This is a genomic window from Marinobacter alexandrii, from assembly GCA_039984955.1.
GTDB lineage: Bacteria > Bacteroidota > Bacteroidia > Cytophagales > Cyclobacteriaceae > Ekhidna.
In genome coordinates this window covers 3,204,179-3,230,575 of sequence record JBDWTN010000007.1, presented here as the reverse complement: position 1 = coordinate 3,230,575, position 26,397 = coordinate 3,204,179, and the positions used below count along the sequence as shown (strand labels likewise).

Genomic DNA, 26,397 nt, shown 5'->3' with positions numbered 1-26,397 from the left:
GAAAAATGCCTTTAAATCATTTGAGATAGCTTCACATGTTCGCTATGACGTTTCATGTGGCTTTTGAGGCATTCTCTTTCACTTTGAGTTTAGTCCCTGACCTCAGAGTTCATTCACAGATTTTTTGTACATCCTGAAAAAAAGGAACGGTAAAAATCCAAAACCGAATACGAGAAAGCTTATTCCTAACATAAATGCTGCCCCCTGTAAGTGAAAGATTTTCATATAAGAAGCCAGCATGAATAACATACCTGACAGCACTCCCAGTATCCATTTCATTTTCTCTGTGAGTACTTGATGAGCTTTGGTCTTATACCTATTGATTAGCAATAGTGGAAGGAAAATAAACGCAAGTCCACTTCCTCCAATAAATGCCAGTGTGGTAGCTCCAGGTAAATTCATCATTTTAAAAAAGATACCCACAATACTTGCTAAGGCAAATAGGTATCCTGTTGTGTACGTAAGTCGTTTCATAAACATGATTTTAGAATAATTAAACAAAAAAATAGTCTCTTGTTGTATCTCATCCAGTCCGTTTGGAGCGGTCTGGTTGAAAGCCTTTGAATAAGCTGTTTCGAATGATTTTCCGTTCTTCATTTCAATCTCAACCAGGCAACTCAAATGGTCGATCAGATCATCTTTCAGTGATTTGTCTTTGATTGAACTCGCATGAACTTCTTCAATGATTTTGTCGATGTACTCTTCATTAATCATAGAGCCGGAGAGGGATTAATGTTATTAAATACCACTTTCTCAATGGTCCGAATAAAGTCTCTCATTTCATCCAATAAGGTCTCCTTTTGCTCCTCTCCTTTTGGAGTGAGCTTGTAGTACTTGCGCACACGCTTCCCAATACTCACCTCTTCGAAAGTCAAAATGCCATCCTTCGTCATTTTATGCAGGGCTGGATAAAGCGATCCATCCTTCAGGTGAATCTTTCCATCTGTTTGCTCTTTCACCTTCTGCGAAAGCTCGTATCCATACATCTTATCGTGTTCGGAGAGTAACTGTAGTACAATCACTTCCAGTGTTCCTTTTAGGAGTTCTTTAGAATACATAATGCAACAATACATCAAATTATGATATATTGAAAATAAATACCTCAATTATTGAGGTATTTATCAAAATCACACTCATTTTCCACTTAAAGACTGACTGAATACGCGTCTTTCGTTAATTTTCCTGCATGTCTGCAGGTCATCTTTTTTTAATCATCCTTAGTAGCCTTGGAGTAATTCATGGACTATTCCTCTCAATCTTTCTTTGGGGATATAAAGCTGGCAATCGAGTTTCCAATCAAATCTTTAGTCTACTACTCCTCATTTTATCATTCCGAGTGGGAAAATCCATCTTTCTTGAATTCACTCCTAACCTAGACATCAAATTTATTTTTATAGGTTTGGGAACATTGATGACCATCGGCCCTTTGTTCTATCTATACACGGCATCCTGTCTAGATAGTACTTTCCAGATACGCAGAAAGCAGTTGATTCATTTCATTCCTTCATTCTTGGGAATTCTATTTGGATTTTGGATCGATGCAAATGATTTAGAGACATTACCAAAGATTCTATTCTTTTTTCTTTTCATTACTTATTATCTACACTACCTGATCTATTTGGTTGTTAGCAATTCGGCCATTTCCAAGAAGAAGAAAGAGGGGGCAAATGAGGACGTAATTAAGTGGTTACGATTGCTCTTATTTGGATTGCTCACCATCTGGTTTGCCTATGTTCTTAACTTATTTGATGAGCAAGTTCCTTATGTGATGGGACCTTTGCTCTACTCTCTCGTTGCATACCTCATTAGTTTCATTGCTATACAGAAAGGCTATCTGCAGAAAATAGATTTTGCAAAATACAAGACCACTCCTGTTACAGATGAGCAAATGGACGTCCTATACCAAAAGGTAGAACAACTTGTGATACACAACAAACAATACAGAAACACCGACCTCTCCCTAAAATCTTTGAGTCAAGAGATAAACATTAGCACCCAAATACTCTCGCTCGTTATCAATAAAAGGAGTCAAATGAATTTCAATGCGTTTGTAAATAATCAACGTGTCAAAGAAGCCTTGGAATTGCTGGACAATGCTACCTATCAGAATAGAAAGATCGCATCCATCGCATTTGAAGTAGGGTTTAACAGTATCTCTAGCTTTAATGCAGCATTCAAAAAGACCATGGGCAAAACACCCCAACAATATCGTCAAGCATTGATGAAATGATCATTTCATCAGAGTAAAAGATCATTTCAGAAGCTTTTGTATCTATAGGTTCATTTTTTTGTCCTCATCAAAATAAAATGAACATGAAAAAAAGCGTTAGAAAAATTGTCAAATGGTCTGTCATCAGCATAACCGGCCTAATCATATCTGTTGTTCTTTTAGGTGTTTGGTTTATGAACCTTATTCCAAAGTTCGATCAAAGTATAAAACAGACAACTCTCAACGACCTTCCTTACCTCTCTGAGAACATCGTACCCAAAAGAGGAAAAATTCTTGCTGTGGTAACCAGTACAAACATTATGGGAAGCAGCAACAAAGCCACCGGATATGAACTAACCGAATTATCCAGAGCATATTATGTATTCCAGGCAAATGGCTTTGAGGTGGATGTTGCAAGTCCTCTTGGAGGTGAACCTCCTGTAATCATAGATAATGATGACATGGGAGCTTACGATTATGCATTTATGAATGATCCAGAAGCTCAGAGAAAGACCCGCAATACTATTCCAATAGCAGACGTCAATCCCGAAGATTATCAAGCGATCTATTTTGTAGGAGGAAAAGGAGCCATGTATGATTTTCCTGATAATGAACACATCCAGAGCATAGTACAGAAATACTACGAATCAGATAAAGTTATTGGTGCGGTCTGTCATGGTCCCGCTGCATTGGTAAACGTTAAGTTAGAAAATGGGCAATCTCTCTTAGAAAACAAAGTAATAACAAGCTTCACCAATGAAGAAGAGCTGTTTCTGATACCGGACGCGAAGGTCATCTTCCCTTTTCTATTACAAGCAAAACTTGAAGACAATGGCGCCCTATTTAATGATGGAATCATGTATTTGGAAAACGTGAGCCACGATGGCAATCTAGTCACTGGTCAAAATCCATGGTCTACCTGGAAGCTTGCAGAAACCATGATCCAGCAGCTTGGCTATACTCCTAAGTTCAGGATTATAACTTCTGAGGAACTCGCCATTCAGGTTTTAAATTCTTTTGAAAAAGAAGGGTATTCTCATACAAAAAAGATGATCGATGAATTCTATTCAGCGACAAGCGGGGAAGTAGACAGGACGCTCATTGCTATGCACGGCATAGTCGCAGGAATGCAATGGAAGATTGGCAAGTCTATAGGTCTGATACGACTAGTGAGCTACATCAAAACAAAGTCTGAAGAATAACTACCTTTAATCCTTGATCTTCAAAACCCGTTTAAAAGTTTAAATCTCATAAAAAGATAAATTTGCGATATGTTGATCAAGGACCATTCACAACTTTCTGACGAAGAATTTGAGAAACAATTCGAGGCTTTTGAATTGAAGCCCAGGTTATTTTCACATGAAGCGCACTTGAGACTTGCCTACATTCATATCCATAAATATGGACGTGAACAGGCTGAGAAAAACATGTGTGATCAAATCAAAGGTTACGCAGAATCTTTGGGAGTATTTGATAAGTTTAACAAAACGGTGACCATTGCTTCAGTAAAGGCAATGGATCACTTTATGCGAAGGTCTAAGACAGATAGTTTCTCAGGTTTGATGAAAGAGTTTCCTCGACTGACAACTAACTTCAAAGACTTATTAAGTCAACACTATGGCTTCAATGTTTTTGCAGATAAGCAAGCCAAAAGAGAATTTATCGAACCAGATCTTCTGCCATTTTAATCATGGCTACCTTTTTTCCAGAGCCTAATGATTTCAGAAAATGGTTAATGGAAAACCATGAAAAGAAAACTGAATTATGGGTTGGCTACTACAAAAAAGCAACAGGTAAACCGAGTGTTACATGGCCTGATACAGTCGATCAAGCCCTCTGTTTTGGATGGATTGATGGTATACGCAGAAAGCTTGACGATGAAGCCTATCAAGTTAGATTCACTCCACGCAAACCCAATAGTCATTGGAGTCACGTGAACATTAGGAAGATAAAGGAACTTAAAAAAGAAAAACTACTCATGCCTGCTGGTATTGCAGCATACCAAAAGCGTAAACCTGAGAACTCCGGCAATGCTTCATTCGAGCAGAAGAATGTAAAGCTGAGCAAAGCTTACGAAAGCCAGCTAAAAGCGAACAAGAAAGCCTGGAACTTCTTTTACGAAAAGCTCGCACCATCCTATCGCAAACAATCTATCTGGTGGGTGATGAGTGCTAAAAGAGAAGAAACACGTGAAAAACGGTTGAATATCTTGATTAAATGCTCTTCACAGGAAGATAAAGTACCTCCTTTAAAGTGGACCAAATAAAGTTTCAGGAAGGATTTTTCCAGGTAACAAATTCAACATTGTATACGCTACAAGTCTGAGGTTAGGTGTGACTGAGTTGCCCTTAAAAATAAATCTGATAATAATATAAATGACCTAAACTCCGATAATTAAGATTTTTCACCGTATACTAACCTATGGATCATTATTCCAATTGAATATCATGGGCGAACTTCTCAATAAACAAAACAATTTTTTCCTTTTAAACGAGCAAATGCTGTTTGAAAAATACAGAGGTCAATTTATTGTCATCCATGATGAAAAAGTAGCTGATTCATTTGGTTCAGAGCGCGACGCGTACATTTATAGTGTGAAGCATTTTCAAATTGGGACCTTTTTGATTCGAGAAATAACATCCAGCCCCACAGATAGTTAATGCCTCGTAAAGGAACCCCCTACTATGCACTTACTCTTGTTTGACGCTGATGTAAACAAAAATCAAATTTGATTGATAAGCTATTCTTGTTTGTCGATGGAAGTGCGGATCCTAAACTAAAAATTGGATGCGGAGCTTACTTGCCTGTTAATGAAAATGAACTTAGACTAGATTCAAAGAGTGCACAGGTAAAAGTGAATCTTTTTAGAGAAACATCCTCTACGAAATTGGAACTTCAAACATTAATTTGGGCATTAACTGAAATTCGTGAATCTAGTAGAAAAATAGTCGTTTTTACAGATTCTCAAAATATCATTGGATTACTTAAAAGACAGAAACGTCTCGAACAAAGTAATTATCATTCCAAAACAGGCAAACTTCTCAAAAATCACGAGCTGTATCGGAAGTTTTATGAAATAATGAATCAATTGGATTGTGAATTGATAAAAGTCAAAGGACATTTATCATCCATGCAAAAAGATGATATGGACAGGTTATTTACGCTCGTTGATAGAGCCTCTAGAAAAGCCTTACAAGACGTAAAAAAAATGATTCAATGAATCAATCTCGCTTTTCAAAAAGTCGGAGATGTTTTGCTGGATACCACTAATTCCGAACTTGTTTCGGAAGATCACCAAATAGGTTCGGAAGAATTTTTAGACTTTAGTCTTTCTTTTTAGGATGTAATTCATCAAAGAAAATATCTCCATTTGGCACATCAAACTCAATCCCTTCAACATCCAAATTGTTATCTAACTCAAAAGAGACAGTTCCAAAATCAAACCAGGCATGTTCCTCATCCCATTTGATTTGATAAGTATCATAGTGCCAATGCTCTAAAGTAGCATCTAGAGCTGGCGCATCTGCAAATGATATCCTGAAGGAGTCTCCATCTTTCTTCACAGCAATGTCACCAAACATCGGGTCATTGTAGATTCCTTCTAAAAGCGACGGGTCAATTGAAGTTTTTGTTCCTGATACACGTCTAGCTATACGTTCATCCACATCATCTTTATGCCCATTACTTGATCTTGCTCGTTTCAAGTATTCAGCAGACCAGTCTCGCATATCTTTTTTCAAGTATTGATTGACAATGTAATAGGTCAATGGAGTGGAAATTCCTTCCATCGTATTGGTCAAAACCACTATTCCCAGATTAATATCTGGAATCATCATCACTCGAGAGTACATTCCATCATATCCTCCACCATGACTTACAGCCATATTCCCATGATAGTCCATCAGTCCCCAGCCTAGCCCATATCCCACAAAGTGTCTTCCAGGAAGTGCTTCCTTCGAACGCTCGCTAAGTTTATTGTTGTTATGAGGTGTCCAAAGTAGGTTTTGCTGCTCTTTATTGATGTATTCACTGCCGTCCCATGCGCCTCCGTTTAGGTTCATCATCATCCATTTGGCCATATCTGTAGAAGAGGAAATGATACCACCTGCTGCACTCGAGTTGTCCCAACTTGCCCATACACCAGGGATCGTCCCATTGTCCAATGTTGGTTTATGAGGTGTTGCTACATTGTCATTCAAATCCTTAACGCTAATCACCGTGTTTTCCATCCCCAAAGGATTTAAGAAGTTGTCTTTAACATAGTCTTCCCATGGTTTTCCAGTAACTGTTTTGATAACCTCACCAGCAGTGATAAACATCAAATTAGTATATCCATAGCCATCCCTGAAACTATATGCTTCCGGCACGTAAGCAGCTCTTTTAATGATCTCTTCTGGTGTCTTATTTGACTTATACCAGATGACATCTCCGCTGAATGTGCCTAAGCCTACTCTATGACAAAGAAGATCCTCTACTGTGATTTCGGATGAAACATATTCATCACCATACAAAGAGAAATATGGAAGGTAATCGCGTACTTTATCTTTCCAGGACAGCTTTTCTTCCTCTACAAGTTTAGCTATGCAGGAGGCGACAAATGCTTTCGAGTTGGATGCGATGGCAAATTGAGTGTTTTCGTCCACCTTATCCTTTTCTCCAATTTCTTTGACCCCATAGCCTTTGCTCATCACTACCTCACCATCCTTCACAATTGCAACCGCCATTCCAGGCACATTCCAATCTTTTCTAGCCTTCTCAATGTATTTATCGATGGCTTTAACATCAATTTGAGCCTGAGATGCTAGCGCAAAAAATAGAATAATAAGGAAAGAGAATTGCTTTTTCATTCTTCAAATATTTAGTAGAGAACGAAAATACTAAAGAAAGCAGGAATGACTACCAGGTAGCACTTTTTGTACTTAAGACTGCCTTCATGACATCCTTTTGACTAATCTGTCCTATGAGTTTACCTTCTTGAACAACAGGGAATCGTCTCAATCGTTTTTCTAAAAACATTTTAGCCGCTTCAAAAATGTTAAGGTCAGGATTGACTGTAATAACATCTTTAGCCATATGTTCTTCTACCAAACCCGTGAAGATGGGCATGTTATCATACTTTCCTTTTACCACCTCCTTCAAGCAGTCACCTTCAGAGATCACGCCTACAAGTTCACCTTGATCATTTATCACTGGGCCTCCAGATATTTTATGTTTCATGAGCGAATCAACCACCTCATGCATCGGCTGGTCAGGACTGAATGTAATTAACTTCCTTGCCATGTAATCTTCCACTTTGACCGACTGTGGTGAAACAGTTTTAGGAGCTTCTGCTCCACGATAGCTCATTACCATATTCTTGCTGGTTTATTTTTAAAACGAACATAGAATATACTTAAAAATGAAGGAAGAGCAAAATATACCGTCTGTGAATTTAGCTTGAATGATCAGAAACAATCACCCAATCATCTCCTAAGCGTCGAAAAATAAGCGAAAAATGGCCTTTGGGATTATCATTGTCTCGCTTAAGATTCCACTTACCAATTACGGACCAAAAATCATCACTTAAAGGCTCTAAAATGAGTAGTTCGAATGCCAATTCTCCCATGGCAGATTTATTGGGATAGCTCTTTTTATAATTGTCAAGTGTCTTTTGCCAACCATATGTTATGCCTGAGCTCCCGATAAAAACTAAATCATCGGATTTCCAATAGCCTTCCATGAAACAATCCAAATCTCCCATGTTCCAACATTTTTGCTGCTGAGCCAAAACTTCGCGTATGGCTAATTCGTCATGGTTTTGAGAAGATGCTTTAAAAAAGAATAAAATTATTATAAGAAAGAATAGCTTTCTCATTTCCTAAGATAGGTTTGGATCTTGGATTTCAAGGTTTCCTTATCTGTTGTGATGTGAGGATCACTGTAAATCTTAAGCATCATCTCGCGAAGTACGTCTTCATCATAGCCAAGTTTACTAGCGATTTTTGCACAAAATTTGATTTCCTCTTTGTAAATCCTTCCATCAATCTTCATAAGTTGTACCACATTGTAGAGGTAGTCATAGCGTTGATCATCAGAAAGTGTTTCAAGCCCTTCTATCACAGAGGGGTCTTCAAATGACTCACTGATTTCTTCGCTAGACATTCCATTCGCCTTTCCTATCTGTTTGATCAAGTCGATTTCTTCCTGAACAACAACACCATCCACACGTGCCAACTGTACGAGCATGTTGAGATGAGAGCGGACAATATTTGGAAAATTGTTTGTGATAGTCGTGAGATTTACGTGTTATATTGCTTTAGTACAATTTAGTACATACTTGTACAAAAGTAAACTTGTGAGAGCTAATCTCAAACTATGCACTTTATCCGCTTTAAATCACGAAAAAAATGAATTTTTTAGCTCATCTACTACTTAGCAAGGATAATGAGAAGGAGATGGTCGGGAACTTTATAGGTGATTTTGTGAAAGGCTCGCAGTTAGAATCTTATGATCAAGAAATTCAACTCGGGATTAAACTCCATAGATCCATTGATGAGTACACGGATAATCACCCAATTGTCTTAAAAAGCAAGATTAGGCTAAGGGAAAAATTCAGGCATTATGCGCCAGTAATCGTGGACATATTCTATGATCATTTTCTTGCGAAGAAATGGTCTTCATTTTCCAACGAGCCATTAATGGATTTTACACTAAGGTTTTACGAGCTAATGAAAGGATATTACCCCATAATTCCTAAAGGCGTTGTGAATATGCTTCGATATATGAAAGAAGGCAACTGGCTTTTCAACTATCAATTTATAGAGGGGATAGATAAAGCTCTTACCGGGATGTCTCGAAGAACCAAATTTGAATCTAAAATGGAGCATGCATCAGTTGCTCTGGAGGAAAATTACAATGAATTCGAAAACGAATTTCTTCTCTTCTTCCCTCACCTTCAAAAACATGTCGCTAATTTCGAAGGATGAAAGACATCTTAATTGTGGGTTTGGGAGGGTTTTTAGGAACCATTGCACGATATGGAGTGTCCCTAGCCACTATTAAGTTTTTATCAGACAAATTGTATTCAGGGACTTTGCTAGTAAACCTTACAGGCTGCTTAGCTATCGGATTACTTTCAGGGATATTCATCAAACAACAGAACCAACTCGCACTTTTTCTGATGGTTGGATTCTGTGGAGGGTTTACTACTTTTTCTTCTTTTGCCCTAGATGGAATGAAACTCCTTAAAGCGGGTATGCACTCAGATTTCATCATGTACCTCCTTGCATCTACGGTTGGTGGTCTAGCCCTCTGCTTCCTTGGGTTTTTCTTAGGAAACAAGGTTTAAGAATTAACCTCGCTTTGAAAAAAAGTTAGGTTTCTTTAATTTGAATAATCTTTAACCAGGCTTTTTCGTTACTCTTATGTTGATCCTAGCCAGATGACTAACTATTATCACGTACTTGGACTCTCTGAAAACGCTACTCAAGCAGAAATCAAGTCTGCCTTTAAAAAATTAGCAATCAAGTATCATCCTGATAAACATCCTGATAAGCCAGAAATGGAGGAGAAGTTTAAGGAAATCAATGTCGCTCATCAGGTTTTATCAGATGAATATGAAAAAGCTCGGTTCGATCTTAGGTTAAAATACCGTCAGTTTTCAGAAAATGAAGCACGCCCTTACTCTTATAGGGCTCCAAATGCAGATCAGTGGAAAAACCGAAACAGAGCAAGGTATAGCAGTGGCAAAGTGGATTATCGTCAAAATGCGATCGCTACTGCCTATGCTTTTGGCATCACCTTTCTTATTGCGCTTATGGTGATGACTGGTGTGTGGGTAAAACAAAGCTATGATGGCCGCCAGTTAGAAAAACTTCTGGCTGAAAGAAGGTCAACCTATTTGGAAGCCAAGGAATATTTTGAAAATGGTCGTTATCAATCTGCTTTTGAAATAATGTCTTCATTGAATTTCTTTAGAACTGAAGAACGTGACATAAAAATTTTCAAAAGTTCTATGGTAGAAAAAATTACGAAAATAGGAAATGATCATTTTCAAAATGAAGAATACGAACAGGCCATTGAACTTTACGAAATGGTTCAAGAACTTGCCCCAGACCTTTCTTTTTATGAAGTCAGGCAGAGACTTGCCGAATCTTACAAACACACTGGGCATCCAGAAAAGGCTATTAATATTCTAAAAGATTTTTTAGTGGGAGAATATGAGATTATAGCCTCATTGGTAAAAATTGCAGAGATACACAGAGATGAACTCAATGATCCCAATGAAGCTCTGGATCATTTGCTTATAGCCCATCGCCTTGCTATCAAACGCTACAAAACTTATTATGGAGAAGGATATGCCATGGTTATCAATGAACAATACCTTCCAAAATCACACTACGACTTATACACCAGTCTAGCTGCTACCTATCTAGCTGTTGATGATCCTGAAATGGCTATAAAAGCTGCAGATTGGAATAAATATGTTTGGCCTGATAGTGCATCTTCCTATGTAACGAGCGCTGAAGCATACATAGCTACCGGACAAAATAGGAAAGCTTGTATTGAATATTCTGGTGCAAAAGATCGAAATTGGTCAGGCACTACCCAAACATATTGTAACTAATGGCTGGCTACTCGAAAAATCCTCTCTGGAAAAAACTTGGAATAAAAGAAGGGGATGTCTGTTATCTTTTTTCATCCCCTCAGAATTACTTTGAACTACTTGAGGAAACACCCAAGGACACTAAATGGGATGAAGACTTAAATTCAGTGCCTTATGACTTTCAACATGTCTTTGTCACACATATTGACATCTTGAAAAATAATTGGGGGAGTTGGAAAAAGGCGTTAAAAAAAGACGGCACTTTATGGGTGTCTTGGCCTAAGGGTGGTTCAAAAATGGAAACAGACCTTAATGGGAATATTGTACGCGAGTTTGGATTAGCTGGCGGACTGGTAGATGTGAAAGTTTGCGCCGTAGACGAAGATTGGTCAGGACTGAAATTTATGTATCGGAAAAAAGATCGCTAAAATCATCATCTACCTTAAATTCTACTTTGCAACGCTGATCATTTAGCATTTCCATATCATCTACCATGATGAACTCGTCTTGCTCTTTTTGCATCTTGGCATTTGCTTCTTTCTTTACATTTCTTCTTTTGATCGCTTCAACAAAACGTCGCATTTCTGTTATATCTTCCAGAATGAGCTCTGGAACGGTGACCGGCTTGCCATCATCTCCTTTAGCTACCATCGTAAAATAGCTATTGTTGGTATGCTTGATTTCATTGGTCTTTACATTCTCTGATGTCACTTTAATTCCCACTATAAGTGAGCTATTCCCCACGTGATGTATTGCAGCATCCATAGTCAATAATTCGCCCACCTCAACGGGCTCTAAGAACTCTACCCCATCAACCGTGACTGTAACACAGTAAGTCCCCGCATGCTTGCTTGCAACAGCATAAGCTACTTTATCCATTAAAGAAAGAATTAGTCCTCCATGGACTTTCCCTCCAAAATTCGCAAAAGAAGGAATCATCAATTCAGTAAACTTGGTTCTGGAAAATTGGACAGATCGAGGTTCCATAGGCATATTTTTAACCCACTAAATCGCCACTCATTTTTCTACACTTCTTTATTTTCTTCTTAAGAATCAACTTCCAGAAAGGCGATCGTGTCGTTACTAATTTAGTCTTTACCCACAGGTTATTCAAAAATTTACCTTTCTTACTCCTACTCCCATAGGTCTTGCGTGGCTCCACAATATATTCAAAGCCCATTTTGTGGGTTTGTTCCAATGCACACAGGTTTCCGTATAAAATTTTATTAGCGTTTGGAACATAGATCAACGGATAGTTTTTACGTTTGGGTTTATTGGATCGCTTATTGGCATCTTTTTTCATCTCCAGATTCTCTGTGGGCAAATAATCTTGTACTGGTTTCTCCTTCTGTCCGTAACAAAAGCAACAAACAGAAATAAACAGCACTGAAAGAATCGATTTATTCATACCAATATCCAAAATAGAGAAATTTTTAGCAATGATTGCTGGTAGCACTGCTAATAAATAACTTGCGCAGCAAAATTGACGAAGCGTGAAGTTTATTATCTCATTTTTCCTAAGAAAAGTACCAAGAAAATACCTCCAACTTTTTAGCCATGTGGCTCTAAGAATAGTAGCTATTTTTTATAAAGGTAGTAAAGTTGAGTGCCCTATTTGTGAATCGAAGTTTCGAAAATTCCTCCCTTACGGCAGAAAATCAAGGAGCAATGCTCTTTGTCCTAAATGCTTGTCATTAGAGCGTCATAGATTAATATGGCTGTATCTTAAACAGAAAACTGATTTCTTTACTAAAGAGGCTAAAATGCTTCACATTGCTCCAGAACTTTGTTTTATGGATCGATTTGAGGCCTTGGAAAATCTAGACTACATCACCGCTGATATTGAATCTCCTTTGGCGCAGGTGAAAATGGACATCCATGAAATACCCTTTGAGGATAACTCAGTGGATATCATATTCTGCAATCATGTACTAGAGCATGTAGATGATGACCTGAAAGCTCTTAGCGAAATGAGAAGGGTTTTAAGTCCTGGTGGGTGGGCCATACTACAAGTCCCCTTCTTCTATCCATTACCTAAAACTACATACGAAGACAAAAGCATTGTTGATCCTAAAGAGCGTGAAAAGGCTTTTGGGCAAGATGATCATGTCAGGATGTTTGGTGAAGATTATGGCAAAAGACTTGCCAGCGCAGGTTTTAATGTGGTAGAGGAGAAATTGATAGACGAACTAAGTGCTGATGAGAAGTCACGCTATGCTTTGCCAGAAAAGGAGATTATCTATAAAGTGATTAAATAATATTTTTACTCTGAAGCAGAATCAATAGGAATTGAGTACGTCTTTCTTGCATACTTATTAAACAATCTCAGCTCTTCAATCATACTTTGTTCAATTGAACCAAAATCACTGAAAAGAATGAAGAACACATTTTTCATTCTTGGATTATCAAAGAATGCCGGTTGAAAAATAATGTCGCCTATTTTGATATTGTACCGATTTACGAGTACCTCATATTTCTCAATCTCAGCTAGTTGATTGATGAACTCATAAGAAACCAGTGTATGTTTTGAATCCTGAACTAAAAACTTCCAAGTTGTAGATTTTAAATCTGGAGAGTAGACGCCTTTTGCTTTTTTTAGCACCTCAGACAATGTGAATTGATCATCATCCAGATATTTACCAAGCGTATCCATAAATACTGCCTGTCTCTGAAGTGCATACTCTAACTCTCTAATATTTTCTTCATTTTCCTTAATGATTGACTCTACAGAATTTTTGATATACGCTTGTTCTGATCTGGATTGCTGAAATTGACTGATAAACAAGGCTAGTAGAATACCCACTAGTACAGGGACAATATCCGTAAGTATCTTCTTCAGTTTCATTGGTAAATATCAATCAAAACCAAATTAGTACAAAAGGATCTAAAATGACCTTTCACCGAAATTCTCATTACTCCTTGCAGGAGGTTAGCTTTTATAAAGGTGAAAAATACTGTTATCAAATAAATTCGTGAGGTTCTGGTGAGATGATCTACCGAACAATGAATCTCTTCTGAACTACTTTATCTAGTGCATTTACGCTCAGGATGTAACTTCCATTGACGAGTCCGGGAACATCCATTTGATTGTTAGAGTCAAATGATCCCTCTGATACTTTCTCTCCCGTCAGTGAATATATCTCCCATTTGCTGTTATCACTATACAACCCTTCTATAGTCATCTTTCGACCTTCATGAACAGGGTTCGGATAAATGCTTAAACCTCTATCCAAAGTACTGAAGCTTACATAAATAATCTTAAGTTTCTCATGTGTACCATCAAAGTCAGTCTGCGACAATCGATAAAAAAGCCCTTTGACATTAGTACTTCGTTTAGATGTGAACGAGTAGTTTGTTACTTCATTGGTCGTGCCATTTCCTTTTATTCGGGCAACTTCATTAAAAAGAACACCATCATATGATTGTTCCAAAATGAAAAAATCGTTGTTTGTTTCAGAAGCAGTATGCCATTCAAAGGAAAGTTCTCCTTCCAAATAGTCTCCCCTAAAATCTATGAGAGAAACTGGAAGTGTTGTTGCCCCTGAGCATGCACTGGCATCTCCACAGCACCCACCACCGGTAAGACAATCTGCATCCTCATCATCTGTTCCGACTGACACATCTGGAGGACTCCCTCCAGTAAAATCTCCACCGACAGAAATCCCGGAATCACCATCTACATCTATCGTATTTCCTCCTGTGTTACTTTCAACATCACCAAAAATTCTAACTAGTCCCCCAGTTTCAAGATTAAGCTGAACTCCTCCTCCATTGTTCATTTTATAGTTACCTCTAACGATGAGTTCTCCGTTATTTCTAACAGTCACATTATCTCCTCCGGTCGCATCAAGATCACCTCCTATATCAAGGATAGATGCATTAATGGTAAGTAATTCCTGATTTCTCATTCCTTTTGTAATAACAATATTGGAACCATTTAGAATTTGCAAATTGGCACCATCACTAGTGTATGCTGAATCTGCATTTACTACAGCATTATCTATCGTAAAATTACCCCCAGAAGCCTCAACCAGATCTCCTGTTATGTTATAAGTTCCTCCGGTTATCGAATTCGTTCCCCCACCTGTCCAATTATCTCTGAGATCTCCGCTAATGTTGATATTACTAGTACTTGAGGCCGAAATAGTAGCATCTCCTTGAATGGTCAATGTTCCGGTAACGGTGAGAGTCACTCCAGGATCAATAGTCAATGTTGGACCTTGAATGGTAAGATTCCCTGAAACAGTACAGTCAGAAGAAATCGTAGTGTTGGAAAAAAGCGTGGATCCCGCCGTAGGACATTGTGCTAATCCAACAATAACTGTAATCGAAAGTATAATAGTGAGTATAGCTGCTTTCATCTCAAGTAAAATGGTTGTGTACAAATTTACGTATTTAATACCTTAGATGATTTTTTTCTCCCTATAACTATCGGCGAAAGTTGTGGATTTAAGGATTAAAAGAATATTCAATCCCAAAGTATACTTCGTAGATGAATTTATTTAGAGGTATGATCGGTTTATCATCAAGCAAAAAGTTAGTTGTCATTTTTACTTTAAAACGATCTGTTAATGCATTTTTAAACTCTAACTGACCGCTCAATCTATTTCTAAAGGCACCTATATCCCCATCTCTGCCTGACTGAAAGTAGACGATTGCATTGATATTGGTAGTTTCTGTAAGTCTAACATCAGCACTAACATATGAATTAAGCTTCCATAGTTCTTTTTCAATAGCCTCTTCAATGCCATTCCACTTTTCGTATTCTCTAAAAATTCCTACGCCGGCATAAAGTGGGTTACGCTTACGAAGGATATTCCAGCGATATCCTCCTCCTAGTAGCCATCTGAACTCCATATTTCTGGATTCATCAAACTGAACCTGCCCAAAAAACTCTGGAGTGAGCTTTGCCGATCTTTTAAGGATTTGTCTTAAATGAGCAGTTCCGTTGTAAATCAGAGGTCCGTCTCCAAGCTTAAAATAATTAAGGCCACTGATGAAAACTGTCGCTGATTTTTCTGCGATATAGACGACATCTATATTGTTGTTTACACCAATATAAACGTTCTGTTCTTCTACCGTAGAACTCCTATTATTAATAGCAAAGGTTGCATCTATTACTCCTGTAAAATAGTTTGATGAATCAGAGGCGAGCGATCCCTTATCCACTTTAAGAATCTGAGCGCTCGAATATGAGACTGATATTCCGACTAAAAATAGAAAAACTATTTTTCTAATTCCTTCTATCATTCATTTCTAGTTAGACGCAAAAATTAAAAGGTTTGATATTGATACCAACTTTAAACCTGAAAAATGTAATAGGAAATCTATTCCAATCATTACGATCTCTAATCATCCAGATCAAACAAAAAAAGTCCTGCTTTCGCAGGACTTTTTTTTAAAGAAGCCAGAACAAATCTACATTCCGCCTTTTCTGAAATCTTCACTTGGTGTGCCAGACAAACATCTGGAAATAACGGGGAACTCATCTGTGACAACATAGAAGTAGTCAAACGTTTCCATGCCTCCAGTTTCGGCATTATTGATTGTAACCGATCGACTGATTCCATTACACTCATCCAAATCACCGGACCCATCAACGAACTCATAATCATTCGTATATTTTCCATTGTATTCACCACAAGGTTCAGATACTCCATCTCCAGGTCTTTCCCCTTCTTTGACTTGATAGCTTGGCGTTAATGCAGCTAATCCATCATTTCCATCAGGACCGTACTTATAAAAAATCGGAAATCCATCGACCGCCCATCCTACTTGAACTGGATCAGTAGGTACCGTACTTCCGGTCCCTAAACCTGCAAGTAGATCATCTGCATAAACTTGCATATCTCCATGATAATGAATCAACCCTGTTCCTGCCATCATATCTGGCTGTAAGTGAGCGTTATTACAATCCAGACCTACTTCATTTCTATTGTTAGTAGGTTCAAATACCCAATCCCAGTTATACTCTCCTGTCTCTGTATTCTCGAAAATAAATGGGGTTCCAGGAGCGGGATCTATGGGAACTCCATTCAATGCTATTCCGAAATCATACGCTGGCATAAAGGCTTCATCTACAATACTTGTAGTACTTGCTGCCAATTCAGGAGTAGCATCTATCTCATACATGACCGTAGTTGATGTCAAACCTGTGATGCCAAGGTTAGCTACTTGATTTCCATAATCATGATCAGGAACACGATTGGTACTTATCTGCCTGATTTGACCTACAATAGATTCCTCGTATTGATTAGCTACCGAAGGAGTATTATCGCACATCGTATTATCCTGATTAGTCGAATTATCATTTGCGCATACAGTTGGTTCAGGGTCAGATTCAGAAACAGCCACCGCAAATTCATCACTTGTACTTCCGCCGTTTCCATCATTGGCAGTAACCGTTACAAGTGCATTGCCTGTGCCTGCTTCAGTAATGGTCAACATACTTCCTGAAATAGAAACTGTGACAACACTGGAAGGGCTGCTCGTCGCACTATAGTTAAGATCATCTCCATCAGAATCGGAGAATACTGCAGCAAGATTAACTGTGGTTGATTCAAAACCTTCGTCAAGCATTAAATCACTCAGAGCATTACTTATTTCGGGGCTTGCATTAATAGCATCATCGGTATCATTTTCATCGCCACCGCATGAGAACAGAAGTGCGCTAATCAAAAGAACACTTAATAAATTGAATAGGATTTTTGTCATAATAGAAGTCTTGTTATAACTCTTTGATGACATCTCTTTTAAAAACTTGCGTAAGTAAAAGAAAAAGGACTCAAATGAGTCCTTTTAACTAATCTTCAGATTCTTCCTTTGGAGATGACCTATTGTCGTTGGAGATCACATCTATCAGCTTGTAATATGGATCTATTCCTACAGATGTCGGCTTTTCATCAACGATGAGTGTAATCTCATTATTGATTTGATCAAACTTTTGCTTTTTTAGGTATAAGGGAACTTCTTTAGTTTCTCCCTCCACTTCTTTCTCAACAAAAACTCCGACCTCAATCCAATCATTCAATGGAAGCGAAATTGTAGGCTTTCTTCTACCTTCAACTTGATAGGTTAAACTATCACCTTCGGCGTTCGTAAAGATGCGTTCTCCTTTCTCATCGGCACGATACTTTGAAACAAGCGTCTTCAATTTCACTTCATACTTTCCGTTTTCCAGTTCTTTATATGTGGCATCAGTCACTTTGTTGTTATACAGTGTAATTGTTTCCAACATATCTTCAACTAAATAACTCATCGAATCAGGGGTCACTGATTTCACAAATCCTAAATATTCAAGAGAGGTAGTGTAAGGTGGTTCTTGAAAAGCTACACTGTCGATGTATTGACTCATTGCCTTGTTGAAGACTGACTCGCCCAAGTAATCACTTAACGCATAAAGAACTAATGAGCCCTTGTTATAGTGAATGTACTGCTGATTCTCATTGAAGATTAACGGCTTCTCTTTCAAACGCTCAAATGTTCTTCCCTGAAGGTAGCTATCTAGCGCATCTTTCAGGAACACACGCATCTTTTCAGATCCGTACTCTTTTTCCAATACGCGTAGGCTACTGTACTCTGACATACTCTCGGACATAACTGTAGCTCCCTGCACATTCGCACCGATCACCTGATGTGCCCACCACTGGTGTGCTACTTCATGCGCTGTAACGCTAAATGGATAATCTACACCTTCGGGATCTTCGTCATCTACCTCCGCGATGAAACCAATGGCCTCAGAGAAAGGTATAGTGTTAGCAAATGATTGAGCAAAAGACCCACTAGTTCTTGGAAATTCAATGATTCTAACCTGTTTATGCTGATATGGACTAAAGTTCTCTGTGTAATATTCGAGTGATTTTTTAACTCCTTTCACCATTCGATCCAGGTTATACTCATGTCCTTCGTGATAGTAGATTTCAATGTTTATGTCATTCCACTTATCTCTAACCACCTCGTAATCAGCAGACTGATATGCATAAAAATTCAACATTTTACTGTCCATTTTATAACGAAAATATCTGCGTCCTTCCTCTACCCATTCTTTTTGCAGGTAACCTGGCGCTATTGCAATTTGGTCTTCCGAAGTGCTAACAGTCGTTTCAAAGTTGATCCAATCGGCACTTGATGAGATATACGTATTTCCTCTAGCCACCGTATCGAAAGGAGATTTCATGCGTTCTTTCTCAGGCAATCCATATTTTTCTCTGACTTTATTGTCTACTAGCTCACTCCCTTCAGAATAACCAAAAGTTGGAAAAATACCACTATTAACAAAAGTACCATTAGCTCTCACTGGGGAATAGTTCCTTAATAAAGTGTTTGGCTTATTCCACATCTTGAATGTAAAAGAGACGGAATCCCCAGGATTCATCGGCTCTTCTAGTTGATAGAAATCATAATTGTAAATGGTATCTTCCAAGACCAATTCATTTGCAACAGAGAAAGAGAATTCACTAGGATAGTTATTGTGATTCAAGAATAATGAATCTATCATCTCTTCTGTTTTATTGACCAAAAGAAACGTTCCTTCCACTTTGAAATCTCTGCTTTTTGGAAAGAGCTCCATATCAACTTTCACATCGGTAATGCGTGGTTGTGCCATTCTAGCGTATTTACTGAATCGCTTTTCTTGCTCCACAGTTCTTTCTTCCCGTCCCTTCGCCGAAACATATTCATTTTCAACATTATTCACATACCAGATGTAGCTACCCAGCCCTATAAAAGAAAGGATGAACAGTGTAAAAGCAATTTTCAGAGGTCTTTTGAATGACCTGAGACCTTCTTTTAGCTTTAACTTGAAAGTGGTAGGCATACCTCTTCTCCAGAAAGCGATCGCAAACACATAGAAAGCTCCACCAAGTAGCAGCCAATAGATTTTGTAAACGAAAAAACGTGCAATTGAAATACCATATCCATTCATTGGAGAATAGAATGTACCTGGTCCTTCATTGTATTTAAATATCGATTGTTCTATTCCTGCTGAATCCAGGTAGCTAATACCTATTCCAACCCCAAGCGTTATAAAAAATCCTATTAAATAGTTAGGAATAAGTGTGTGCAAGAAAATGGCCAGTAAACTCCATACAACGATGTTCCAGATTCTTAAAAAGAATAAATCCTTGAGATAAAATCCTATCTCGTAATCATAGAATCCTGCATACGTTTGAATAAGAATTCCACTGATCATTATTAAAAACAATAGCAAAGCCTGAATCTTGATCAACGCAACAAACTTCGACAAAAGCATTGTCCAATTAGGTATAGGTGTGGCATCTACTAACTGATTGATCTTAGCAATTCTGTGTCGATGAATTAACATCCCCGAATAGAGATAGGTAATCGGAAGAATGGCTATTGTAGTAAACACTGCTCCTGCTATATCTAACATTTGCCAGCTCACAGGATAAGTAGTCGTACCGTAAATCTGCTGGCCGACGGCTAATGTGGTCGTGAGAATTAACAAACCAATCAATGCGATAATGATGAATGGCCAGCTCTTAACAACAAACAGAAAATCATTATTGGAAAGCGTCCAAGCAGCTTTCATTCTATTTAAGAAACTGTAATCGAATGATACTTTGGGAAGGTTGATTCGAACCATACTTCCGAAGTTATTTTTGACAACTCTCTCGCCCTTCTGCTTTTTAAAGCTGAATGAAAGTGGGTTATGAGAAAACTTAAATACTGAGAATACTCCAAAGTAAATTAATAGCCCTAAGCCTCCCCATATCAAGCGATTGTAAATAATATAACCTTCAAAAGGAAGCAGGTTTTCATTTTGCTCTGATACTGTCCAATATTCGGTATAGTATGAACTTGCTGCAGATCCAAAGGGATCAATAAAAGCCCCTAACTCTTTGTTGTCAAGATTCCCAATGATCGTCTCAGCTACTCCTTGCAAAAGGAATAATGCAATAACTGCCACAAAACCGGAGGCAATATTTCTTGAGAAAGTGACTACTCCAAAAATAATTGCACTAAAAAAGATCAGGTTTGGAATAACATAAATTAAGTAGGGCTGCAGGTAGTTTAAAAGATTAAAATCACCCAGAAGTTCGGGATTTGTCCCAGGTAGATAGCCACCCACCATTGCTCCTAAAGCAACTGATAAGAGTACCATTATGGTAACCGCCAAACCACTGAGGTATTTTGCAAGCAAATAATCTACTTTAGAAAACGGGTACGAATAGAGCACATTACTCGTGTTGCTGCTGTAATCCTTATTGATCGTACCTCCAACTATGGACGGTATTAGAAAAAACGCCAAAATTGAAAACCCATTGATGAAATTGTTCAACGAAAAGGCTGAATTAATGTATGCAATGGAGCTTCTGGTTACAGTAATGGAATCAAAAATTCCCGCATTGGATGCCATAGCTAGTGTAGAAATAGCAAATAATGACCCCAAGTAGATATAAAATAGTGGATTCTTAACCCAATACTTTATTTCAAAAGAAAATATTTTAAAAAACATATTGGATTGGTTTAGGCTTCAACAGATTTTTCCTGACCTAGTGTAGTGAAATACACATCTTCGAGGTTTGCCTCCACAGAGTTGAATCCTTCTCCCGGATTACCGTCACTTAATACTCGAATATTTACCGTGTTGTCATCATTGAAATTAGATGAAATCACGTCGTATTTAGATTCCTCAGATTCCAAGTCATCTCTTTCAATCACTTTCTTCCATATCTTACCCTCAAGTGTTTTAACAGCCTCTTTAGGTGTTTGATGGGATAGAATTCTTCCACCATTCAGAATAGCCATATCTGTGCACAATTCTTTCACATCATCCACAATATGCGTAGAGAAAATCACAATATTATTTGTACCAATCTCTCTCAATACGTTCAAAAATCTTTGCCTTTCTGTGGGATCGAGACCTGCTGTTGGTTCATCCACGATGATTAGTTTTGGATCATTTAAGAGTAGCTGAGCTATACCAAATCGCTGCTTCATTCCACCTGAATATTTGGCGACATCTTTCTTACGTACCTCGTAAAGGTTCGTGACTTCCAATGCGCTTTTAACAATTGCATCTCGTTCTGCCTTTGTGCTTATTCCCTTGAGGGTCGCAAAATATTGAAGCAGCGCTTCAGCTGACATTTTACCGTAAACTCCAAATTCTTGTGGCAAATACCCAAGTCGCTTTCTAAATTCTATTTGATTTTGATGGATGTTTAGGTCGTCCATGTGGATTTCGCCTGCATCTGGTGACTGAAGTGTAGCAATTGTTCGCATCAAGGAAGACTTGCCTGCACCATTTGGTCCTAGGAGACCAAACATTCCGGAGGAGATTTCCAATGATACATCATCAATGGCTTTTACACCATTCTTGTAGGTTTTAGAAAGGTTAGAGATTGTTAGTTTCATGTGGTCACTTGTTTTAAAAAAAGTCTAATGGAATTAGCAGAACGTAGTTGTACAGTTATCGTACTTCTCGATAAGCTTATTTCATGAATTAAGATTTTTACATTTGTAAGTTTAGTGTCACATAAATACAAAAACTTACAGTTGAGTGGGGTAAAGTTATTATCCCAACTTAAAGGTTATAGAGTCCGACGAACGGTCATCGGCATATCAAAGCAAATTCTCAACAACCAATATCACCACCCTGTTTCCAAATGTCTATTGCCTTCTTTATGAATTTCTCAATGTTAGTTTCTGAGAAGATGATTGATTTTTTGAATCGAAGACATCCCTTTCCATGGTCTATTCCCTCCAGCAGCTCTCCAGTTGGATCAACTTTAGCAGCATCTCCAACATATAAGGCAACATAGTTTTTCTGAGCATTTAGATGAAAAATAACCCCTTTATCATCTTCGTAACTCAACATCTTATAGTTGATTCCTTCTTTGACATCAGGCTGAGCAAGTAAGATTGCTCGAAGCTCATTCAATTTATCTTTCCTCCAATCTTTTTCAAGTAGGTTTAGATATTCTATTGGTGTTGTTGCGTTGTATTGCATTAAATATAAATCTGTGTTGATCTAGATCCTTCACTTTGTTCAGAATTTTCGGACAATGTATTTACATATTTCTACGGTATTGTCCTCCAACCTCAAACATCGCATGGGTCACTTGGCCAAGCGAACAGTATTTAGCCGCTTCCATCAGTGCTTCGAATGTATTTTCATTCTTAAGAGCTGTCTCTTGTAAAGATCTCAAAAGTATTTCAGACTTATCAGCACTTCCTTCATGAAGCGCATTCAAATTAGAAATTTGCAATTCCTTTTCTTCTGTTTCTGCCCTGATTACTTCTGCGGGTGTCACCGTAGGAGATCCTTTAGATGAAAGGAAGGTATTTACTCCGATAATCGGCAACTCACCCGTATGTTTTTGCATCTCGTAGTACATGGATTCTTCCTGAATCTTACCACGTTGATACATACTTTCCATCGCACCTAGCACTCCTCCTCTTTCGGTGATTCGATCAAACTCAACCATCACTGCCTCTTCTACTAAGTCAGTCAATTCTTCAATAATGAATGATCCTTGAATGGGGTTTTCATTTTTGGTGAGTCCGAGTTCTTTGTTAATAATCAATTGAATAGCCATAGCGCGTCGCACTGACTCTTCAGTCGGTGTGGTAATAGCCTCATCATAAGCATTCGTATGAAGCGAGTTACAATTGTCGTAAATCGCATAGAGTGCCTGGAGCGTAGTTCGGATATCGTTAAAATCAATTTCCTGGGCATGCAAAGACCTCCCAGAGGTTTGAATATGATATTTCAGCTTCTGTGCGCGCTCATTTGCTCCATATTTTAACTTCATGGCCTTTGCCCAAATCCGTCTCGCCACCCTTCCAATCACTGCGTACTCTGGATCCACTCCATTGGAAAAGAAGAAAGAGAGGTTTGGCGCAAATGAATTGATGTCCATTCCTCTAGATAAATAGTACTCCACAAATGTAAAACCATTCGCTAGTGTAAAGGCCAACTGAGAGATTGGATTAGCGCCCGCCTCTGCAATATGATAGCCAGAAATTGACACAGAATAGAAATTCCGCACATTCTCATCAATGAAATATTGTTGCACGTCTCCCATCAACCGAAGAGAAAACTCTGTAGAAAAAATACAGGTATTTTGCGCCTGATCTTCTTTCAAAATATCTGCTTGCACAGTTCCTCTTACCGAAGAAAGTGCCTTCACTTTCATTTCATTATATATATCCGCTGGCAATACTTGGTCTCCTGTTACACCGAGTAGCATTAAACCTAGTCCATCATTTCCTTCTGGTAGTTCGCCAGCATATTCTGGGCGCTTTATTCCTCGCTTTTTATAAATGTCCGATATCTTCTTTTCAATCTCTTTTTCCAGCTTATTTTCCTTGATATACTTTTCGCACTGCTGATCGATGGCTGCATTCATAAAGAAGGCACAGATAGTAGCTGCTGGTCCATTGATGGTCATGGAAACCGAAGTAGTTGGATCACACAGGTCAAAACCTGAGTATAGTTTTTTTGCATCATCTAGGCAGCAAATACTCACTCCCGAGTTACCTATTTTCCCATAGATATCAGGTCTGTAATCTGGATCTTCTCCATAAAGTGTCACTGAATCAAATGCAGTAGACAACCTAGCTGCCGGAAGTCCCATGGACACATAGTGAAACCTTCTGTTGGTTCGCTCTGGTCCTCCTTCTCCTGCAAACATTCTGGTAGGATCTTCTCCTTGACGTTTGAATGGAAATACCCCTGCGGTATACGGAAACTCTCCAGGTACATTCTCCTGTAGACTCCACCTGAGAATATCTCCCCATGCTTCAAATCGAGGAAGAATTACCTTAGGGATCTTTGTATGCGAAAGTGACTGAGTAGTCGTCTCAACTTTAATCTCTTTTCCTCTTACTTCATAGGTGAAAAACTCTCCTTCATAGTTGGCCTTTTTCGCATTCCAATCTTCCAACACTTTAAGATTGTGTGGATCCATATCGAGTTTCAGCTCCTCTCTGGCATCATCTATGGCTTTTAGCGCATCTGACTTATCCTTCAACACCTCTGCTGATTTATCCAACCCAAACAGCTTCTGCGCAATTTCTTTTTGCTGCTCTACCTTATCATTATATCCTCGGATGGTCTCTGTAATCTCTGATAGATAGCGCGTCCTTTTTGGAGGAATGATGAAGATCTTCTCGCTCATCTCATCAGAGCTGGCGAAAGAAGATTTCAAATCAGTCTTTGTTTTCTCAGCAATCAAATTCATCAACGACAAATACAGTTGGTTCATCCCCGGATCATTGAATTGAGAAGCGATGGTGCCAAATACTGGCAAATCTTCTGGTTTAGCATCCCACAATAGATGATTACGCTGATATTGCTTTTTCACATCCCGTAATGCATCGAGTGCTCCACGCTTATCGAATTTATTGAGCGCAATAATGTCTGCAAAGTCTAGCATGTCAATCTTCTCTAACTGGGTAGCTGCTCCATATTCTGGAGTCATGACATAAAGTGATGCATCTGAGTGATCAGTAATCTCCGTATCGGATTGGCCAATACCAGAAGTCTCCAGAATAATTAGATCAAAACCTGAAGCTTTCACTACATCTATGGCATCTTGCACATATTTTGATAAGGCGAGATTGGACTGACGTGTAGCCAGTGATCTCATGTAGACTCGATCATTGAAGATGGCATTCATACGTATACGATCGCCGAGTAGCGCTCCTCCTGTTTTTCGCTTGGAAGGATCTACTGAAATCACTGCAATGGTTTTATCCTTAAAGTCAACCAAGAAGCGTCTAACTAATTCATCAACCAGGGAAGACTTTCCGGCCCCTCCTGTTCCTGTAATTCCCAATACAGGTGTGTCTTTTGCTTTCTTTCGAAGCGATTCTATCTCCCCTTTATGATCTTCCGGATAGTTTTCTGCCGCCGAAATTAATCGTGCAATGGCACTATGATCTTTTGCATCCACTCTTTTTACCTGTCCATTCAGGTTTTCTCCTACTGCAAAATCACTTTTTTCTACCAGATCATTAATCATGCCTTGGAGCCCCATAGCTCTTCCATCATCGGGTGAATAGATTCTGGTGATCCCATACGCATGCAGCTCCTCAATTTCTTCCGGAAGAATGGTTCCTCCACCACCTCCAAAGAGTTTGATCTGACTTGCACCTCGTTCTTTCAACAAATCATACATGTATTTAAAGTACTCTACATGCCCACCTTGATAACTGGTAATGGCAATGGCTTGCGCATCTTCCTGAATGGCACAATCCACTATTTCTTGCACAGCTCGATTGTGGCCTAAATGGATTACTTCACAGCCTGTAGACTGGATAATCCGTCGCATGATATTGATGGCTGCATCATGTCCATCAAAAAGGGATGCTGCAGTAACAATACGAATATGGTTCTTGGGCTTATAAATCTCAACTTCTGGGGTCATGTCGCTTCAGTTTTTGGATGAGTAAAGATACTGAAAATGAAGATGATTGGAATGTATTTGGATAACTACGTCATCTATAGTAAGGTGTATTTGCTTATTAAGCAACACAACAATTTTCTATTTGGAACGATTTATTTCACAGAAGACTTATCGGTTGCTTACCTTAAATCAGACTTTACAGATAGTTAGTCCTCCTAAGATATATTTGT

At 38.5% G+C, this 26,397-nt stretch carries 28 protein-coding genes; 12 read left to right on the top strand and 16 right to left on the bottom strand.

The window, feature by feature from the left end; all coding sequences use genetic code 11:
* Positions 1–102: 102 nt before the first annotated feature.
* Positions 103–714, bottom strand: coding sequence for a hypothetical protein (locus ABJQ32_20745; GenBank protein ID MEP5292094.1), 612 nt, complete (start codon positions 712–714; stop codon positions 103–105).
* Positions 711–1,058, bottom strand: coding sequence for a PadR family transcriptional regulator (locus ABJQ32_20740; GenBank protein ID MEP5292093.1), 348 nt, complete (start codon positions 1,056–1,058; stop codon positions 711–713). Before ABJQ32_20740 ends, ABJQ32_20745 begins: the two co-directional genes overlap by 4 nt.
* Before the next feature lie 128 nt (positions 1,059–1,186).
* Between ABJQ32_20740 and ABJQ32_20735 the strand changes: the two genes are divergently transcribed.
* From ABJQ32_20735 to ABJQ32_20710, 6 genes are all read left to right on the top strand, one after another.
* Entirely contained in the window at positions 1,187–2,230 is a 1,044-nt protein-coding gene (locus ABJQ32_20735) for a helix-turn-helix transcriptional regulator (protein ID MEP5292092.1), read from the top strand.
* Positions 2,231–2,313: 83 nt separating this feature from the next.
* On the top strand, positions 2,314–3,411 hold the full coding sequence (locus ABJQ32_20730; GenBank protein ID MEP5292091.1) for a type 1 glutamine amidotransferase domain-containing protein: 1,098 nt from the start codon (positions 2,314–2,316) through the stop codon (positions 3,409–3,411).
* Positions 3,412–3,480: 69 nt separating this feature from the next.
* The gene (locus tag ABJQ32_20725; protein MEP5292090.1) at positions 3,481–3,897 is read left to right on the top strand and encodes a hypothetical protein; all 417 of its coding nucleotides are present in this window, start codon (positions 3,481–3,483) and stop codon (positions 3,895–3,897) included.
* 2 nt (positions 3,898–3,899) lie between these two features.
* Positions 3,900–4,475 (top strand): YdeI/OmpD-associated family protein, encoded by a 576-nt coding sequence (locus ABJQ32_20720; protein MEP5292089.1) that lies wholly within the window; start codon positions 3,900–3,902, stop codon positions 4,473–4,475.
* A 181-nt stretch (positions 4,476–4,656) separates the two neighbouring features.
* Positions 4,657–4,869: a hypothetical protein gene (locus ABJQ32_20715; GenBank protein ID MEP5292088.1), complete on the top strand. Its 213-nt coding sequence runs from the start codon at positions 4,657–4,659 to the stop codon at positions 4,867–4,869.
* Between the two features lie 68 nt (positions 4,870–4,937).
* Complete coding sequence (locus ABJQ32_20710) at positions 4,938–5,429, top strand: RNase H family protein (GenBank protein ID MEP5292087.1); 492 nt, start codon at positions 4,938–4,940, stop codon at positions 5,427–5,429.
* Positions 5,430–5,532: 103 nt separating this feature from the next.
* Here ABJQ32_20710 and ABJQ32_20705 read toward each other — a convergent pair whose 3' ends face one another.
* The 4 genes from ABJQ32_20705 to ABJQ32_20690 form a co-directional block, all read right to left on the bottom strand.
* Positions 5,533–7,056 carry a serine hydrolase gene (locus tag ABJQ32_20705; protein ID MEP5292086.1) on the bottom strand — a complete coding sequence of 508 codons (1,524 nt, stop codon included), beginning with the start codon at positions 7,054–7,056 and terminating at the stop codon, positions 5,533–5,535.
* 49 nt (positions 7,057–7,105) lie between these two features.
* Positions 7,106–7,555 (bottom strand): CBS domain-containing protein, encoded by a 450-nt coding sequence (locus ABJQ32_20700; protein MEP5292085.1) that lies wholly within the window; start codon positions 7,553–7,555, stop codon positions 7,106–7,108.
* Positions 7,556–7,640: 85 nt separating this feature from the next.
* Positions 7,641–8,063, bottom strand: a complete 423-nt coding sequence (locus ABJQ32_20695) for a nuclear transport factor 2 family protein (protein ID MEP5292084.1) — start codon at positions 8,061–8,063, stop codon at positions 7,641–7,643.
* Positions 8,060–8,434 (bottom strand): hypothetical protein, encoded by a 375-nt coding sequence (locus tag ABJQ32_20690; GenBank protein ID MEP5292083.1) that lies wholly within the window; start codon positions 8,432–8,434, stop codon positions 8,060–8,062. The genes ABJQ32_20695 and ABJQ32_20690 overlap by 4 nt, the downstream gene beginning before the upstream one ends.
* A gap of 161 nt (positions 8,435–8,595) precedes the next feature.
* On the opposite strand from ABJQ32_20690, the gene ABJQ32_20685 reads away from it, so the two are divergent.
* From ABJQ32_20685 to ABJQ32_20670, 4 genes are all read left to right on the top strand, one after another.
* Positions 8,596–9,174, top strand: coding sequence for an ACP phosphodiesterase (locus tag ABJQ32_20685; GenBank protein ID MEP5292082.1), 579 nt, complete (start codon positions 8,596–8,598; stop codon positions 9,172–9,174).
* The gene (locus ABJQ32_20680; GenBank protein MEP5292081.1) at positions 9,171–9,536 is read left to right on the top strand and encodes a CrcB family protein; all 366 of its coding nucleotides are present in this window, start codon (positions 9,171–9,173) and stop codon (positions 9,534–9,536) included. Before ABJQ32_20685 ends, ABJQ32_20680 begins: the two co-directional genes overlap by 4 nt.
* A gap of 93 nt (positions 9,537–9,629) precedes the next feature.
* Positions 9,630–10,814 carry a DnaJ domain-containing protein gene (locus ABJQ32_20675; protein ID MEP5292080.1) on the top strand — a complete coding sequence of 395 codons (1,185 nt, stop codon included), beginning with the start codon at positions 9,630–9,632 and terminating at the stop codon, positions 10,812–10,814.
* Complete coding sequence (locus tag ABJQ32_20670) at positions 10,814–11,221, top strand: hypothetical protein (protein ID MEP5292079.1); 408 nt, start codon at positions 10,814–10,816, stop codon at positions 11,219–11,221. The genes ABJQ32_20675 and ABJQ32_20670 overlap by 1 nt, the downstream gene beginning before the upstream one ends.
* On the opposite strand, the gene ABJQ32_20665 is transcribed toward ABJQ32_20670, so the two are convergent.
* Entirely contained in the window at positions 11,196–11,780 is a 585-nt protein-coding gene (locus ABJQ32_20665) for an acyl-CoA thioesterase (GenBank protein MEP5292078.1), read from the bottom strand. The genes ABJQ32_20670 and ABJQ32_20665 overlap by 26 nt on opposite strands.
* Positions 11,781–11,790: 10 nt before the next feature.
* On the bottom strand, positions 11,791–12,201 hold the full coding sequence (locus ABJQ32_20660) for a hypothetical protein (GenBank protein MEP5292077.1): 411 nt from the start codon (positions 12,199–12,201) through the stop codon (positions 11,791–11,793).
* A 355-nt stretch (positions 12,202–12,556) separates the two neighbouring features.
* Between ABJQ32_20660 and ABJQ32_20655 the strand changes: the two genes are divergently transcribed.
* Positions 12,557–13,051, top strand: a complete 495-nt coding sequence (locus tag ABJQ32_20655) for a class I SAM-dependent methyltransferase (protein MEP5292076.1) — start codon at positions 12,557–12,559, stop codon at positions 13,049–13,051.
* A 5-nt stretch (positions 13,052–13,056) separates the two neighbouring features.
* Here the strand turns inward: ABJQ32_20655 and ABJQ32_20650 are convergent, their stop codons facing one another.
* The 8 genes from ABJQ32_20650 to ABJQ32_20615 all read right to left on the bottom strand — a co-directional run bounded on the left by ABJQ32_20650 (position 13,057) and on the right by ABJQ32_20615 (position 26,188).
* A complete protein-coding gene (locus tag ABJQ32_20650) occupies positions 13,057–13,638 on the bottom strand; it encodes a hypothetical protein (GenBank protein MEP5292075.1) in 582 nt (193 codons plus the stop codon).
* A 148-nt stretch (positions 13,639–13,786) separates the two neighbouring features.
* Positions 13,787–15,178, bottom strand: coding sequence for a T9SS type A sorting domain-containing protein (locus ABJQ32_20645; GenBank protein ID MEP5292074.1), 1,392 nt, complete (start codon positions 15,176–15,178; stop codon positions 13,787–13,789).
* 64 nt (positions 15,179–15,242) lie between these two features.
* The gene (locus tag ABJQ32_20640; protein MEP5292073.1) at positions 15,243–16,043 is read right to left on the bottom strand and encodes a DUF481 domain-containing protein; all 801 of its coding nucleotides are present in this window, start codon (positions 16,041–16,043) and stop codon (positions 15,243–15,245) included.
* Positions 16,044–16,211: 168 nt separating this feature from the next.
* The gene (locus ABJQ32_20635; protein MEP5292072.1) at positions 16,212–17,507 is read right to left on the bottom strand and encodes a YHYH protein; all 1,296 of its coding nucleotides are present in this window, start codon (positions 17,505–17,507) and stop codon (positions 16,212–16,214) included.
* An 88-nt stretch (positions 17,508–17,595) separates the two neighbouring features.
* On the bottom strand, positions 17,596–21,270 hold the full coding sequence (locus ABJQ32_20630; GenBank protein ID MEP5292071.1) for a M1 family aminopeptidase: 3,675 nt from the start codon (positions 21,268–21,270) through the stop codon (positions 17,596–17,598).
* A gap of 11 nt (positions 21,271–21,281) precedes the next feature.
* Positions 21,282–22,169, bottom strand: coding sequence for an ABC transporter ATP-binding protein (locus ABJQ32_20625; GenBank protein MEP5292070.1), 888 nt, complete (start codon positions 22,167–22,169; stop codon positions 21,282–21,284).
* A 220-nt stretch (positions 22,170–22,389) separates the two neighbouring features.
* Positions 22,390–22,764, bottom strand: coding sequence for a DUF1801 domain-containing protein (locus ABJQ32_20620; GenBank protein ID MEP5292069.1), 375 nt, complete (start codon positions 22,762–22,764; stop codon positions 22,390–22,392).
* Between the two features lie 61 nt (positions 22,765–22,825).
* Positions 22,826–26,188: a methylmalonyl-CoA mutase family protein gene (locus ABJQ32_20615; GenBank protein ID MEP5292068.1), complete on the bottom strand. Its 3,363-nt coding sequence runs from the start codon at positions 26,186–26,188 to the stop codon at positions 22,826–22,828.
* A 36-nt stretch (positions 26,189–26,224) separates the two neighbouring features.
* On the opposite strand from ABJQ32_20615, the gene ABJQ32_20610 reads away from it, so the two are divergent.
* Positions 26,225–26,377 (top strand): hypothetical protein, encoded by a 153-nt coding sequence (locus tag ABJQ32_20610; protein MEP5292067.1) that lies wholly within the window; start codon positions 26,225–26,227, stop codon positions 26,375–26,377.
* Positions 26,378–26,397 lie beyond the last annotated feature (20 nt).